The organism is Simplicispira metamorpha (assembly GCF_004341365.1).
GTDB lineage: Bacteria > Pseudomonadota > Gammaproteobacteria > Burkholderiales > Burkholderiaceae_C > Simplicispira > Simplicispira metamorpha.
This window is the reverse complement of sequence record NZ_SLXH01000005.1, coordinates 26,059-40,875: the sequence shown is the minus strand read 5'-3', so window position 1 is coordinate 40,875 and position 14,817 is coordinate 26,059. Positions and strand designations below refer to the sequence as shown.

General features: G+C 66.4%; 12 protein-coding genes, 1 pseudogene and 1 riboswitch. Of the genes and pseudogenes, 3 read left to right on the top strand and 10 right to left on the bottom strand.

Translation table 11 applies throughout. From position 1 onward, the window contains the following. Positions 1 to 54: 54 nt before the first annotated feature. The 7 genes and pseudogenes from EV674_RS03955 to EV674_RS03930 all read right to left on the bottom strand — a co-directional run bounded on the left by EV674_RS03955 (position 55) and on the right by EV674_RS03930 (position 7,318). Positions 55 to 990, bottom strand: coding sequence for a YihY/virulence factor BrkB family protein (locus EV674_RS03955; protein ID WP_374761662.1), 936 nt, complete (start codon positions 988 to 990; stop codon positions 55 to 57). Positions 991 to 1,133: 143 nt separating this feature from the next. Then, complete coding sequence (gene metH, locus EV674_RS03950) at positions 1,134 to 3,884, bottom strand: methionine synthase (RefSeq protein WP_119012095.1); 2,751 nt, start codon at positions 3,882 to 3,884, stop codon at positions 1,134 to 1,136. 27 nt (positions 3,885 to 3,911) lie between these two features. After that, a riboswitch (S-adenosyl-L-homocysteine riboswitch) is annotated at positions 3,912 to 4,004 on the bottom strand. A gap of 30 nt (positions 4,005 to 4,034) precedes the next feature. Further along, positions 4,035 to 4,775, bottom strand: coding sequence for a hypothetical protein (locus EV674_RS03945; RefSeq protein WP_241524871.1), 741 nt, complete (start codon positions 4,773 to 4,775; stop codon positions 4,035 to 4,037). Positions 4,776 to 4,844: 69 nt separating this feature from the next. Then, a pseudogene (locus tag EV674_RS17980) lies at positions 4,845 to 5,054 on the bottom strand (type I restriction enzyme endonuclease domain-containing protein); the annotation flags it as partial. Beyond that, a complete protein-coding gene (locus EV674_RS03940) occupies positions 4,951 to 5,631 on the bottom strand; it encodes a DUF4276 family protein (RefSeq protein ID WP_119012093.1) in 681 nt (226 codons plus the stop codon). The pseudogene EV674_RS17980 and the gene EV674_RS03940, both read right to left, overlap by 104 nt. Then, positions 5,628 to 6,728: an AAA family ATPase gene (locus EV674_RS03935; RefSeq protein WP_374761661.1), complete on the bottom strand. Its 1,101-nt coding sequence runs from the start codon at positions 6,726 to 6,728 to the stop codon at positions 5,628 to 5,630. Before EV674_RS03935 ends, EV674_RS03940 begins: the two co-directional genes overlap by 4 nt. A 140-nt stretch (positions 6,729 to 6,868) precedes the next feature. After that, on the bottom strand, positions 6,869 to 7,318 hold the full coding sequence (locus EV674_RS03930) for a PACE efflux transporter (protein WP_119012091.1): 450 nt from the start codon (positions 7,316 to 7,318) through the stop codon (positions 6,869 to 6,871). Between the two features lie 103 nt (positions 7,319 to 7,421). Here EV674_RS03930 and EV674_RS03925 point away from each other — a divergent pair, with 103 nt between their 5' ends. From EV674_RS03925 to EV674_RS03915, 3 genes are all read left to right on the top strand, one after another. Further along, the gene (locus EV674_RS03925) at positions 7,422 to 8,375 is read left to right on the top strand and encodes a LysR family transcriptional regulator (protein ID WP_119012090.1); all 954 of its coding nucleotides are present in this window, start codon (positions 7,422 to 7,424) and stop codon (positions 8,373 to 8,375) included. A 54-nt stretch (positions 8,376 to 8,429) separates the two neighbouring features. Next, positions 8,430 to 9,323, top strand: coding sequence for a PPK2 family polyphosphate kinase (locus tag EV674_RS03920; protein WP_119012089.1), 894 nt, complete (start codon positions 8,430 to 8,432; stop codon positions 9,321 to 9,323). Between the two features lie 205 nt (positions 9,324 to 9,528). Next, the gene (locus EV674_RS03915) at positions 9,529 to 10,839 is read left to right on the top strand and encodes a Glu/Leu/Phe/Val family dehydrogenase (RefSeq protein ID WP_119012088.1); all 1,311 of its coding nucleotides are present in this window, start codon (positions 9,529 to 9,531) and stop codon (positions 10,837 to 10,839) included. Positions 10,840 to 10,873: 34 nt separating this feature from the next. Here EV674_RS03915 and EV674_RS03910 read toward each other — a convergent pair whose 3' ends face one another. The 3 genes from EV674_RS03910 to ttcA all read right to left on the bottom strand — a co-directional run bounded on the left by EV674_RS03910 (position 10,874) and on the right by ttcA (position 14,817). Continuing rightward, positions 10,874 to 12,310 carry a hypothetical protein gene (locus EV674_RS03910; protein WP_119012087.1) on the bottom strand — a complete coding sequence of 479 codons (1,437 nt, stop codon included), beginning with the start codon at positions 12,308 to 12,310 and terminating at the stop codon, positions 10,874 to 10,876. A gap of 198 nt (positions 12,311 to 12,508) precedes the next feature. Next, positions 12,509 to 13,894: a prephenate-dependent tRNA uridine(34) hydroxylase TrhP gene (gene trhP / locus EV674_RS03905; protein WP_119012086.1), complete on the bottom strand. Its 1,386-nt coding sequence runs from the start codon at positions 13,892 to 13,894 to the stop codon at positions 12,509 to 12,511. Next, positions 13,894 to 14,817 (bottom strand): tRNA 2-thiocytidine(32) synthetase TtcA, encoded by a 924-nt coding sequence (gene ttcA, locus EV674_RS03900; RefSeq protein WP_119012085.1) that lies wholly within the window; start codon positions 14,815 to 14,817, stop codon positions 13,894 to 13,896. The genes trhP and ttcA overlap by 1 nt, the downstream gene beginning before the upstream one ends.

The following is a 14,817-nucleotide window of genomic DNA, read 5'->3' as shown; positions in this document are numbered from 1 at the left end:
GGCTGGCGCACCGCGTGCGCTGGCAGCCACTGGCCTCCCAGCGCGCCGCAGCGCTCAGTCTGCTGCCGCCGGGGCGCTGGTGCGCTGGTGCAGCGCCCGCTCTTGCAGCGCGCGCGCGCACCCCGCCGACAGCAGCAGCACGGCGGAAGAAAAGTAAATCCACAGCAGCAGCGCCACCAGCGAGCCCGCTGCGCCGTAGGCCGACACCACCGCCGCCCCCGACAAATACGCCGACAGGCCATGGCGCCCCAGCATGAACAGGCCCGCGCCCAGCAGCGCCCCCTGCGCCAGGTAGGGCAGGCGTGGCTTGGGATCGGCGCTGATGCGCATCAGGCCCAGAAACAGCGCTGCGGCAAACAAAAACGAGACGCCCTCGCTCAAGCCCAGCCACAGCAGCCGGTACGGCAGCAGCCCGCCCAGCCAGGCCGATGCCACGGCCAGCACCGCTGACAGCAACATCGACAGCAGCAGCAAAAAGCCCAGCACCAGCACATAGGCCAGACCGCGCAGGCGCAGCACCACCGTGCTCCACCACGGCGGGCGTGATGAGGGCACGGGGTTGTCCTCCTGCCACAGCCGCGCCAGCGCCGATTGCAGCTCGGCAAACACCCCCGTTGCGCCCCAGAGCAACAGCAGCAGCGCAATCGCCGATGCCACCAGCCCCTGTGCAGGCGCCTGCGCACTGGCCAGCGCTTGCTGCACCACCTGGGCCGTGCGCTCGCCGGTGAAGGTGCGGATTTGCTCCAGCAGGTTGTGCTCCAGCAGCGCCCGGTCTATCCACCAGCCCAGGCCCGCCACCACCACCACCAGCAGCGGTGCCAGGCTGAGCATGCCGTAGAACGACATGGCTGCGCTCATGCGCAAGCCATCGGCGCCCAGCCACAGCTGCACGGCGCGCACCGGCCACCAGGTTGGTGGGGGCAGCGGCACAGGTGTCTGCGCGGGGGCGTCAGGCGCAGCAGAAGCGGTGGCAGGAGAGTCAGGTGGGATTGGCGCAGCGGGCAGAGGCATGAAAACACTGTAACCGCCGTGCCCACGCGCTGGTGCGTGGCCTGGCTTTGTCGATTTTTACTATTAAATTAATAGCTGCAAGCGCTTATGCAGTAAGCGCTGGATGCCAGTTTTACCTGCAATTACAGGTTCGGCCCCAGCAGGCGGCGCAGTGCTTGCTCATCCATGCCCCGGCGCTGGGCCAGGTCGCGCAGCTGGTCTTCGCCAATCTTGCCGACGTTGAAATACACCGCCTCGGGGTGGCCAATATAGAAGCCGCTGACGCTGGCGGCCGGGTTCATGGCCAGGCTCTCGGTCAGGCTCATGCCGATCTCGTGGGCTTGCAGCACACGGAACATCTCGGTCTTGGCGCTGTGGTCGGGGCAGGCGGGGTAGCCGGGCGCGGGGCGGATGCCACGGTATTGCTCGGCCACCAACTGCTCGGGGGTGAGTTGCTCATCGGCCGCGTAGCCCCACAGGTCGGTGCGCACGCGCTGGTGCAGGCACTCGGCAAAGGCTTCGGCCAGGCGGTCGGCCAGGCTCTTGAACAGGATGGCCGAGTAGTCGTCGTGCGCGTCGATAAACGCTTGCTCTTTTTTCGCGATGCCCAGCCCGGCGGTGACGGCAAACAGGCCCGCGTAGTCGGCAATGCCACTGTCCTTGGGCGCGACAAAGTCGGCCAGGCAGCGGCTGGGGCGCGTGATTTTTTCGCCGTTGGGGCCGTCGTCGGCGTGCTTTTCAGTTTGCTGGCGCAGGCCGTACCAGGTCATGGCCACTTCGCTGCGCGTGTCGTCGGTGTAGAACTCGATGTCGTCGCCCACGCTGTTGGCGGGCAGCAGCGCCATCACGCCGCTGGCCTGCAACCAGCGGCCTTCGATGATTTTTTTCAGCATGGCCTGACCATCGGCAAACACGCGCTGCGCCTGCTCGCCCACCACGGCGTCGGTGAGGATGGCGGGGTACGGCCCGGCCAAATCCCAGGTCTGGAAGAACGGCCCCCAGTCGATGAAGGCGGCCAGCTCGGCCAGGTCAAAGTTCTTGAACACGCGCCGGCCCAGCGCACGCGGCACCGGGGGCTGGTAAGCACCCCAGGCGATGGGCGTTTTGTTGGCGCGGATTTTGGCCAGCGGCCACAGCGGCGTCTGCTTTTTGTTGGCGTGCTGCTGGCGCACTTTGTCGTAGTCGGCGTTGATCTCTTGCACGAAGGCGGCAGCGCCATCGCCCAGCAGGCTTTGCGCCACGCCCACGCTGCGGGACGCATCAGGCACATAGACCACGGGGCCGTCGTAGTGCGGGGCAATTTTCACGGCGGTGTGTACGCGACTGCAGGTGGCGCCGCCAATCAAGAGCGGGATTTTCTTGACGCGGAAATGCTCGTCCTTGTGCATCTCGGCGGCCACGTACTGCATTTCTTCCAGGCTGGGCGTGATCAGGCCCGACAGGCCGATGATGTCGGCGCCCTCGGCCTTGGCGCGCGCCAAAATCTCGTGGCAGGGCACCATCACGCCCATGTTGATGACCTCGAAGTTGTTGCACTGCAAGACCACGGTGACGATGTTCTTGCCGATGTCGTGCACATCGCCCTTGACGGTGGCGATGACGATCTTGCCCTTGGTACGCACGTCGCGCCCGGCCAGCTCGTCCTGGCGCTTTTCTTCTTCGATGTACGGAATCAGGTGCGCCACGGCCAGCTTCATCACGCGGGCGGATTTGACCACCTGCGGCAAAAACATCTTGCCCTGGCCGAACAGGTCGCCCACCACGCTCATGCCCGCCATCAGCGGGCCTTCGATGACGTGCAGCGGGCGCCCGCCCTGGGCCAGGATGGCGCGGTAGGCCTCCTCGGTGTCTTCGGTGATGAAGTCCGTAATGCCATGCACCAGCGCATGGCTCAGGCGCTCGGCCACGGTTTTGGGGGCCTCGGGGGTACCGCGCCATTCGAGTTTTTTGCTCTCGTCCTTGGCTCCGCTTTTGGCGGTTTCGGCCACTTCGACCAGGCGCTCGCCCGCATCGGGGCGGCGGTTGAGCACCACGTCTTCCACGCGCTCGCGCAGCACGGGTTCGAGGTCGTCATACACGCCCACCATGCCCGCGTTGACGATGCCCATGTCCATGCCCGCCTTGATGGCGTGGTACAGGAACACGGTGTGGATGGCCTCGCGCACCGGGTCGTTGCCTCGGAAGCTGAAAGATACGTTGCTCACGCCGCCCGACACCTTGGCGCCGGGCAGGTTCTGCTTGATCCAGCGCGTGGCCTCGATGAAATCCACCGCGTAGTTGTTGTGCTCTTCAATGCCGGTGGCCACGGCAAAGATGTTGGGGTCAAAGATGATGTCTTCGGGCGCGAAGCCCACTTCATCGACCAGGATGCGGTAGGCGCGCTCGCAAATTTCGATCTTGCGCGCGTAGGTGTCGGCCTGGCCTTTTTCATCAAAGGCCATCACCACGGCGGCGGCGCCGTAGCGCCTGACCAGCCGGGCCTGCTGTTTGAAGGCCTCTACGCCCTCTTTCATGCTGATGGAGTTGACGATGCCCTTGCCTTGCAGGCAGCGCAGGCCCGCCTCGATCACGTCCCACTTGGAGCTGTCCACCATCACCGGCAGGCGGGCGATGTCGGGCTCGGAGGCCATCAGGTTCAAAAACCGCACCATGGCCGCTTTGCTGTCGAGCATGGCTTCGTCCATGTTCACGTCGATGACCTGGGCGCCGTTCTCGACCTGCTGGCGGGCCACGGCCAGGGCCTCTTCAAACTGGCCGTTGAGGATCAGGCGGGCAAAGGCTTTGGAGCCGGTGACGTTGGTGCGCTCGCCGACGTTGACAAACAGTGTGCCCTCGCCAATGGAGACCGGCTCCAGGCCCGACAGCTTCATGGGGGGAAGGGAAATTTCAGACATGCGACTCACCTGTGCAATGGAACCCGGAACAGGCGAGCGTCGTTGCGGGGGGCGGGTTGGCAGTGCCCAAGCCTGACAGCGCCAGTGGTTTGGCTGGCCGTTGCAACGCTCCTTGGGCGAAGCGGGCGATTTTAAGCGGCCCGGCTGTCCCTACCGCACCGGCAAAAACTGCAAGAACGTGCTGCCCGCCAGCCCCTGCACATAGCCGATGACGGCGCGGCGGTACTTCTCGGTGGTGACCAGGGCCAGCAGGTCGAGCCGGGCGATGACTTTGCCAAACTCGCGCTCGTAGCTCAGGTTGCGCTCGCTGGCGTTGATCTCGTCGGCCAGCAGCAGCGGCGTGCCTTTGGCGCTGCGCCGCTGGGCCAGCATCCACACAGCCACCTCCAGGTTGCGCGCGGCGTTGTACAGGTGCTGCGCGTCCAACCCGTCGATCAGGAAAAACTCGGTCTTGCCGCCGTGCGCAGTGATCAGCATGTCGGCCACGGCGTGGATGAAGGCGGCCACGCGGTCGTCGGCAAATTCGGGGGCCAGCGCCAGGGCCAGCGCCGCCACGTCACGCTGGCCTTGCAGCGGTGCCCAGGGCTGGCGCAGGGCGATGGCCGCGCGCACTTGCACCATGGCGTGCTCACGGCCCAGGGCGCTGGTTTTGCGCCACTCGGCGGGGTTGCGGCGGTAGAGCTTTTCCATCAGGCGGTACAGGCTGTCGAGGTTTTCCTGCATGGCCAGCGTGGCCAGGCGGTTCACATCGGACTGGGCCAGTTCGGCGGGCGCGGCAGCAGCGCCCTGCACCTCGCCGCGCGGCGTGGGCGGCGGACTGGCGCAACCCGCCACCAGGGCACACCACATGCCCCAGAACACCACGAAAGGAAAAGACAAAGGGCTGCGCATCGTGGCGCCCATTATCAGGAGCCTGCGGGTTGGCGCGCCCAGCGCCCGCCCCAACCCCACTGCATTGGGCTGCTGGTCTGGTGGGGACTTCCACTTCTGCAAACGGCGCAGCACCAGAATCCGCAGACGCGCACGCACGCTCTGGCACACCTGCCAATCCACCGTGGTGCGGCCATCATGGCTGTGCCAACTCCCTGATTTGTGCCAGCCATGCGGCAAAGAATGCACACTCGGCCTCGATCTTGGCCAGCCCAATCTTCTGAGCAGCGATGGGGCCATGGCGGCGCTTGCGATAACTGGGGTTGTTCAATTCGCGCTCCAGGTGCGCAGCAGGCTTGGTCTCGGGGCGGTCGTTGATGTGCTCGGGTGACTCTGCAACTGCGCGCGCCGCTGCCAGTGCAGCGGTTGCCGATTGCCATCCCGGTTCAATGCGCGTCAATGTCGGCACATCGCTGAACAGCAGGGCTTCAAACTCATAGGGCTGGATGTAGGGGATGAACCGTTCTGGCTGACAACCAGCTTCGGCCACTACATCGGCGTGCAAGGCTTGTTTCAGCACATTCAAGCGCCGAGATAAGTCGGGCTGCGCTTGCGATGCAGCAAAACTGGGGAAGTCGCTGTCCAGGCGATACAGGTCAAACAAGGTCGTGACTACTGGTGCGCTGTTCTGCCGCAACGTATTGCGCAAGTGGCGTTTGACCCGGTCGTACTTCAATGCGCCACCTTTGTGGCCGGGAGAGGTCTCCACCATCTCGGGGATCAGGTTCAAGTTCAAGTGATAAAACGCTGGTGCCAGCACATCCCGCACGAAGGTTTCTTCAGTCTGCCCTTCGCAGACGATGCACACGCGCTTCATCGGGTCGGCCTCCCGCCCAGCACGTTGCGCTTCCACAAGTCGCCGAGGTTGTAGTCCTCCAGCCAGTCCTTCAATTCCTCCGGATCAAGCCGCTTGAGCACCGTCGTGCCACTTTCGCGCTCCACAACCACTACATCTTGCGGCTCAAAGGCATTGAGCAACTCTACCGATTGGGTGGAAACGATCACCTGCTTGGTTTCCGCCACCTGCTTGAGCATGTCCGCCAGCAGATTGATGGCATAGGGGTGCAAGCCCAGTTCTGGCTCATCGATCAGCACCGTGTCAGGCAGCAGGTGGGCGGGCTGCATCAGCAGCGTGGTCAGACAAATAAAGCGCAAGGTGCCATCGGAGAGCACATGCGCCTTGTAGGGGGTATCCGGATCAGTCTGCTCGAACCACTCCAGCTCAATGTTCTCGGGCAAGGGGTCGCGGATCACAAAACCGCCAAAGAAGGGCGCCGCCAGCTTGATGGTGTCCACGATGCGCTGGTAGGCATCGGGGAATGTTTTTTTGAGCATGGCCAGATACGCAGCCAGATTGTCCGCCGACGACTTCAGGCGCAGGTTGTCATTGCTACCGTGCGGGCGCTTCACGGCGGCAGAGTCGCCGGTATCGTGAAAGTGGTACTGCCGCCAGCTTTGCATTGCCGGACGCACATAGGTGCTGACAGCTTGCTGGTCATCGCGTAACTTGGCTTCGTCGTGCGCTGTGCCGAGCGAAATAGCCTTGGCTGCGTAATGGCCGTCGATCCAGGTTTCTTCGCGGCTAAAGATCAGACGGTTGTCCGCTGTGGGCGTCAGGCTGATGCGGTAGCCGTTGCTAATTCCTTGATACCCAGGTTCGAAATAAATCTCAGCGTCGATCTGTTGTGTGCGCTTGCGGCTGCCATGTAACAAGGCATCCGGCCCGCCTTGTTTCTGTACGAAGGTCTGTAGATTGCCATCTGCCAGCGCCGCCAGCAACTTGAAGATGCCAATAAAGTTGCTTTTACCTGCGCCATTGGCACCGATCAGCACGTTGAGGTTGCGCAGTTCGAAGGCTTCCAGATTGGCGATGGATTTGTAGCCACGCAGGGTGACGGTTTTGAGTTTCATCAGAACGTTCCCCCGTCAATGACGACACCGAACCTGGTCAGGGGCAACGCGGTTGAAGAATGGCTGTTCGATAAGGTTCATGGTGTTGTCTGGGGCAATGCGGTGGGCCTGAGCTTACCGGCTGCCTGCCAGACGCCATTCCCTCAGGCTGCCGAGGCGGGCAGGCCAAACACCCGGTCAAAGCCCCAGTTGAAGGCAAAGGTGTAGCACAGGAAGAACACCACCAGCCCGATGTCCATGACCAGCGCCTGCCACAGCGTCACGCCAAACCACCAGGCAAAGATGGGTATCAGGATCAGCGCCAGCCCACCCTCAAAGCCGATGGCATGGGCCATGCGCCGCGCCATGCTGCGCCCGCGCACAGCCTGGCGCGACTCCCAGCGCTCAAACAGTGCGTTGAACGCTAGGTTCCACAGCACGGCAATCACCGAGGCCACCAGCGCCACCACCCCCGAATGCCCCGCGCCCTGCCCCGACAGCAGGGCCAACCCCACGGTGGCGGCGGCGATGGCGATCAACTCGTACAGCGTGACATAGACCACGCGGCGGCGCAGGCCGTAGAGGCCCGGAATCAAAGGAGGTTTGTGGTGCATAGGGGGCGAATGTATTCATTGTTTTCTGAAACGTTAAGTCAACTTATTTCAGTTTTACTGATAGATTGGTGGTTTTTCTGGCAGGCGCAGCGCCTTTTCCGCCATGGCTTTTTCTTCTGACAGCGTGCAGGTTTTTCTGGCCGTGCTGGACCACGGCTCTTTCTCGGCGGCGGCGCGCGCGCTGGGGCGCGTGCCCTCGGCGGTCAGCATGGCCGTGGGCCACCTGGAGGCCGAACTCGACGTGTTGCTGTTCGAGCGCATGGGCCGCGAACCCCGCCCCACGGCGGCAGCGCGCGCGCTCGAACCCCAGGCGCGGCTGCTGGCGGCGCAGTTGCAGCAACTCAACGCCCAGGCGCTGGCGCTGACCCAGGGGCTGGAGGAGCGGCTGACGCTGGCCATTGCCCCCGAACTGCTGGCGGCCCCCTGGAGCGGCCCGCTGGCGGCGCTGGCGCAGGAGTACCCGCTGTTGCAGGTCGAGGTGCTGGCCGCGCCGCAGGCCGATGCGCTGGATTTGCTGCACACCGGGCGCGCGCAGCTGGCCCTGGTGTTTGAACGCCCCAGCATCGACGGGCGCGAGGGCTTTCAGGAAGTGGGCAGCGAAACCCTGGTGGCCGTGATGGCGCCCCAGCACCCCGTGCTGCAAGCGGCCCGCGCCGCCGCCGTGGCGCGCGGCCAGAACCCCGACAGCGCCCGGCTGCGCGAAGAGCACCTGACCACCACGCGCCAGATCGTGGTGGCCGGGCGCGACCTGGCCCACAGCGATGCGCGCTTTGTGTTCGCCCGCCACCACTGGCGCACCGACAACCACATTGCCGCCCTCGGGCTGATCGAGGCGGGCCTGGGCTGGGGCTGGCAGCCGCTGGCGCTGGTGCGCACGCGCATTGCGGCGGGCACCCTGGTGCAGATGCCGTTTGACAACCTCAGCAACGGCACGGAGCTGTGGGTGGATCTGGTGTGGTCCAAAGAGCGCCCGCAGGGCCTGGGCGCACAGCGCTTTGTGGCACTGATGCAGGCCGACGTGGCCGCGCGCACCGCGCCCGTGCCGCCCCTGGCCTGAGTCCGGTGCGCCCGTGTTTTATGCTGGCCCTCCCCTCCTCCTTCGGAAGCACACATGACCTCGCCCTTTGACAGCAAAAACAAGGAACTGGTGCACCGCTGGGCGCCATGGCAACCCGCACCACTGGTCGACCCGGACAAGGTCGGCAAGAACGGCAACGGCAACGGCAAGAAAGCGTTTTCGCTCAACGCCCTGGACGCTGCGGCCAAACCCTTCTCCAGTGGCGACAAGGTGCAGGACAAAGCGGTGGTCGAAGCCCTGGCGCAGGAGCTGGACGATCTGCAAAACCTGCTCTACGCCGACAAGCGCTACAAGCTGCTGGTGGTGCTGCAAGGCATGGACACCTCGGGCAAAGACGGCACCATCCGTGGCGTGTTTGGCCGCATGAGCGCGCTGGGCGTACACGCCGTGGGCTGGAAGGCCCCCACAGAGGTGGAGCGCGCACACGACTACCTGTGGCGCATCCACCAGCAGGTGCCCGGTGCGGGCGAGTTGACGGTGTTCAACCGCAGCCACTACGAGGACGTGCTGGTGCCCGTGGTCAACGGCTGGATCACGCCCGAGCAGCAGCGCCAGCGCCTGGCGCACATCAACGACTTCGAGCGCATGCTCAGCGAGACGGGCACGGTGGTGGTCAAGTTCTTCCTGCACATCGGCTTTGACGAGCAGCGCCAGCGCCTGCAAGAGCGCCTGGACGACCCGGCCAAGCACTGGAAGTTCGACATGGGCGACATCGCCGTGCGCAAGCAGTGGGCAGACTACCAGCGCGCCTACGAGCAGCTGCTGGCGGCCACGCACACGCCCTGGGCGCCCTGGACAGTGGTGCCCTCCGACTCCAAAACCCACCGCAACCTGATGATCGCCACGCTGTTGCGCGAGGTGCTGCACAACCTCGATCTGCGCTACCCCAGCGGCGACCCAGCGCTGGAGCACTTCACGGTGGAGTAATCTGCGCAATTTTCAGGTGTTTTTGGCCTCTAAAGCCCGCTGGGTGTGCGTTTAAAGCTATCAAAAACAGAGCAATTTGCTTCTCCCGGCAAGGCGGTGCAGGCCATGCAAGGCCGGCATATGGCCCCCTCTGAATCGGCCTTGGACAGGCGGCCTGCGCAGGTCTATCCTGCACACCTTCACCCCACCGCAAGGAGAGCGCACCATGTCGTCTTTCACCCCCAGCACCCCCGCCGTGCCCACGCACGCCCTGCCCTCGTACCTGCAAGCCGAGCACCTTGGCCCCTGGGGCACTTACCTGCAACAGGTCGAGCGCGTGACGCCCTACCTGGGCAACCTCTCGCGCTGGGTCGAGACTTTGAAGCGCCCCAAGCGCATCCTGATCGTGGACGTGCCCATCGAGCTGGACAACGGCACCATCGCCCACTTTGAGGGCTACCGCGTACAACACAACCTCTCGCGCGGCCCGGGCAAGGGCGGCGTGCGGTTTCACCAGGACGTGACGCTGTCGGAGGTGATGGCGCTGTCGGCCTGGATGTCGATCAAGAACGCCGCCGTCAACGTGCCCTACGGCGGTGCCAAGGGCGGCGTGCGCGTCGATCCCCAAACCCTCTCGCGCGGCGAACTCGAGCGCCTGACGCGCCGCTACACCAGCGAGATCGGCCTGCTGATCGGCCCCAGCAAAGACATTCCCGCCCCCGACGTGAACACCAACGGCCAGATCATGGCCTGGATGATGGACACTTATTCCATGAACACCGGCGCCACCGCCACCGGCGTGGTCACGGGCAAACCGGTGGAGCTGGGCGGCTCGCTGGGGCGTGTGGAGGCCACGGGGCGCGGCGTGTTCACGGTGGGCGTGGAGGCGGCCCGGCGCACGGGGCTGGTGCTGGAGGGCGCGCGCGTGGCCGTACAGGGCTTTGGCAACGTGGGCGGCACAGCCGCCAAGCTGTTTGCCGAGGCCGGTGCCAAGGTGGTGGCGGTGCAAGACCACACCGGCACCATCTGCCACTCCAGCGGCCTGGATGTGCCAGCGCTGTTGGCCCATGTGAAAGCGCACGGCGGCGTGGGCGGTTTTGCCGGTGCCGAGGCCATGGCGCCCGCTGATTTTTGGGGTGTGGCCTGCGACATCCTCATCCCCGCTGCGCTGGAAGGCCAGATCACGCAAGACAACGCTGCGCGCATCCAGGCCAAGCTGGTGATCGAGGGCGCCAACGGCCCCACCACCCCCGAGGCCGACGACATCCTGCACGACAAGGGCGTGCTGGTGCTGCCCGACGTGATCGCCAACGCGGGCGGCGTGACGGTGAGCTACTTTGAGTGGGTGCAGGACTTTTCCAGCTTCTTCTGGAGCGAGGACGAGATCAACGCGCGCTTGGTGCGCATCATGAAAGAGGCGTTTGACGGCGTCTGGCAGGTGGCCCAGGAGCACCGCGTGAGCCTGCGCACGGCCACCTTCATCGTGGCCTGCACGCGCATCCTGCGCGCCCGCGAAATGCGCGGTTTGTACCCCTGAGCTTCTGGGCGCGGGTGCGGCGCCCCCCAGCCCGTTAGGGCGTGTGGGGGCCCGGCCCCAGCGCCGCAGCGGCGCCCACCTGGGGCACTACGCGCAGCGCCGCACAAAACGGCTGCACACAGGCGGCGCGGCCCAGGTAGGGGCAGTCGGGGGTATCGCACAGCGCGGCGCTGCCGTGGCGGGCGCGGTCTTCATCGCGCTCGACCTGGCCGCTGGCTTGCAGCGCTGCCATTTGCAGCCAGGGGTCTTGGCGCTGGTGCGGCAAATCACGGCCATACACCGCCAGCTGGGCTGCGGCGGGGGCTGGCAAGAGCGGCTGCAACTCCAGCGTGAGCAAGGCGCTGGTGCGCGCCGCCCCGCCGCCGGGCGACTCCAGCGCCAGCGCAAACGTGCCCGATTGCAGCGCCTGCGATGGCCCGGCAAACGCTGCTTGCAGCGCCGGGGGCGCGGGCGGGGGCGCCGTGGGCAAGGTGGGTATCAGCCACACCTGCCACGACCGGGTGGGCGTGGCCTCTGTCTGTGCCTGCTCCAGCGCTTGCAGCCAGGGCGCTGGCACCCGCACCGTCATCGACACGCCCCGGGCGCCTTCGGGTGTTTGCACCACACCCTGGCGCACCAGCCAGGTTTGCAGCGGCGCCGGGGCCGGGCCGTTGGCCCCACCGCGCGGCCCCGCCGCCGCGCCATCGACCTGGGCGTGTAGCGCCGGTGGCCAGGGTTGGATGGCCAGCACCCGCTGGGGCAGCACGGCGGCGGTGGCCTGTTGCACCAGCGACCCCAGCAGCGATTGCAGCGGCGCGCTGACCCCGCCGCTGGGCCAGGTGGGTGTCGCGCTGGTGGTGGGCGCAGGGCCCGTGGCCGCCCCCGGCCCTTGCGGGCCTGCCACCACCGATGGTCTGGAGGCCACGGATGCCGCCGCACCGGCAGACGGCACCGCTACGGTGGCGCCCGTGGCCATGGCCATGGCCGGGGCCGTGCCCGCTGGCGCAGCCAGCGCCTGCACGGTGGTGCCCGGCGTGGTGCCGGTGGCGCTGGTGCCGAGCAGGGCGCTGGCACCCGTGCTGCTGCTGGCGCTGCGGGCCGCGTTGCCGGTGGCATTGGCCAAGACGGCTGCTGCCAGCGCCTGGCTGGGCGTTGCTGCCGTGGCGGGGCTGCCGGGCGCGCCTGCGCCCCCTGCCCCTGGTGCGCCCGGTGCAGGAACGCCCGCTGCCGTGGCCAGCGCATCCAGCAGCAAGCCCTGGCGTTGCAGGGCGGCAGCGGCCTCGCCCACGGTCTGGCGCGCTTGCGGCGAAATGTTCACCTGCGTGGTCTGGGCGGGTGCTGCGGCCACCGGGGCGGGGGCGGGCGCCGCGGGCGTTCCGGGCGGAGCCGGTGTGACGGGTGCGACCGATGCGACCGGCGCGGTGCCAGCGACCGGGGCTGCCCCGGGGGCGCCCTGGACTGGGAGGTGCGAAGGATCAATCTGCATGCTCATGCCGTTACCCCGGTTGCGGGAGGGATACAGGCGGCTACCGGGCGCCCGCTGTCGCCTGATAGCTCTTTTTTTGATAGCTGCTTGCGCTTGCTGTGCCAGCGCGGGAGCCGGATTTGACTATAAATCAGCCGCAGCCCGGCGCCCAGTGCCTGCCACGCTGCCGACCCAGGCACCGGGCGCGCAGCAGGCCAGCTTGCATCACTGCGCCGGCTCGAACACCCGTGCCAGCAGGGCGCCCGCGTAGCGCTCGGGCAGCGCAATCCACACCCGCACCGGGTGGCCCTGCGCCACCGCCAGCGGCTGGCCCTCGGCGCCGCGCATGGCGGCCAGGCGCAGCGTGGTGTTGCCGCTGGGGTGGATGACTTCGATCAGGTCGCCCACGGCGAAGTGGTTTTTGGTTTCGATCTCGGCCCAGCCGTCTTGCACGCTGCGCACCTCGCCCACAAACTGGCTGCGCTGGTTGGCCGAGTGGCCGCTGTCGTAGTTCTGGTAATCGTGGGCCGGGCGCTGCTCCAGCAGGCCAGCGGTGTAGCCGCGATTGGACAAGCCTTCCAGATCGTGCAGCAGCGACGGGTCAAAAGGCCGCCCGGCCACGGCGTCGTCGATGGCGCGGCGGTACACCTGCGCGGTGCGGGCCACGTAGTACAGGCTTTTGGTGCGCCCTTCCACCTTGAGCGAATCGACACCGATGGCCGTGAGCCGGGCCACATGCTCGACGGCGCGCAAATCCTTGCTGTTCATGATGTAGCTGCCGGGGCCGTCGTCCAGTGCCGACGCACGGGCGCTGGCCGGTGGCGCAGCGTCCAGCCACGCGATGGGCTGGGCTGTTGCAGCCCCATGCGCGCTGTGGTCACTGCCGCAGCCATGGCCAGCGCTGCTACCGCCCCCGTCACCGCTGCCTTCGCCAGACGCACCAGACGCACCGATGGCCGCCGCCTCGCCGGTGTTGCCGTCCACGCCCGCGCTGTGGGTGGCGTAGCTCCAGCGGCAGGCGTTGGTGCAGGTGCCCTGATTCGGGTCGCGCCGGTTGAAGTAGCCCGAGAGCAGGCAGCGCCCCGAGTAGGCAATGCACAGCGCGCCATGCACGAACACTTCGATCTCCATGTCCGGGCAGTCCTGGCGGATGCGCTCGACCTCGTCCAGGCTCAGCTCGCGCGACAGGATGATGCGCGCCACGCCCATGCGCTGCCAGAACTTCACCGCCGCCGTGTTGGTGGTGTTGGCCTGCACCGAGAGGTGGATAGGCACCTGCGGCCAGCGCTCGCGCACCATCATGATCAGGCCCGGGTCGGCCATGATGAGCGCGTCGGGCTGCATGGCAATCACCGGCTCTATGTCGCGCAGGTAGGTGCGCACCTTGTCGTTGTGCGGCAGCAGGTTGCTGGTGACAAAGAACTTCTTGCCCCGCGCGTGCGCCTCGGCAATGCCGATGCCGATTTGTTCCAGCCGGAACTCGTTGTTGCGCGCGCGCAAGGAGTAGCGTGGCTGGCCCGCATACACCGCGTCGGCGCCAAAGTCGTAGGCGGCGCGCATCTTGTCGAGCGAGCCAGCGGGCAGCAGCAGTTCAGGCGTGTGGGGTGGCATCACAGTTCCCTGATGGCAATCCGTGCCAGCGCGCTGGCGCTGGGCAGCGGCACGTCGTCAAACGCGGTGTCGCCGTCGGGGTCGGCCACGCCGGTGGTTTGCAGGCCCTTGAAGTCGAAGTGGCGGCTGTCCATGCAGTGCGAGGGCACCAGGTTTTGCAGCGCAGCGGCCATGTTCTCGATGCGGCCCGGGTACTGGGTTTGCCAGTCGCGCAGCATCTGGCCGATCTGCTGGCGTTGCAGGTTGTCCTGGCTGCCGCACAGCGTGCACGGAATGATCGGAAACTGCTGTAGCTCGGCCCAGCGCGCCAGGTCGGCCTCGGCCACATAGGCCAGCGGGCGGATGACGATGTGGTCGCCCCGGTCGCTCGCTACCTTCGGTGGCATGCCCTTGAGCTTGCCGCCAAAGAACATGTTCAGGAAAAAGGTTTGCAGCATGTCGTCGCGGTGGTGGCCCAGCGCGATTTTGGTGACCTTGAACTCATCGGCCAGCCGGTACAGCACGCCCCGGCGCAGGCGGCTGCACAGGCTGCACATGGTCTTGCCCTCGGGCACATGGGCCTTGACCACGCTGTAGGTGTCTTGCGTCTCGATGTGGAACGGCACGCCCAGGCCGCCCAGGTACTGCGGCAGCACATGGGCCGGAAACCCCGGCTGCTTCTGGTCGAGGTTGACGGCGATCAGCTCGAATGGCGTGTTGCCGTGCGCTTGCAGCTTGCGCAGGATGTCCAGCAGCCCGTAGCTGTCTTTGCCGCCCGAGACGCAGACCATCACCTTGTCGCCCGGTTCGATCAGGCCAAAGTCGGCAATGGCTGCGCTGACCTGGCGCACCAGGCGCTTTTCCAGTTTGCGTGCGGCGTGTGCGGCGGTGGCGGCGGGATCGGTCGCGGGGGCGCTGGCGCCGGGGTCAGAAATGGAAGGCAT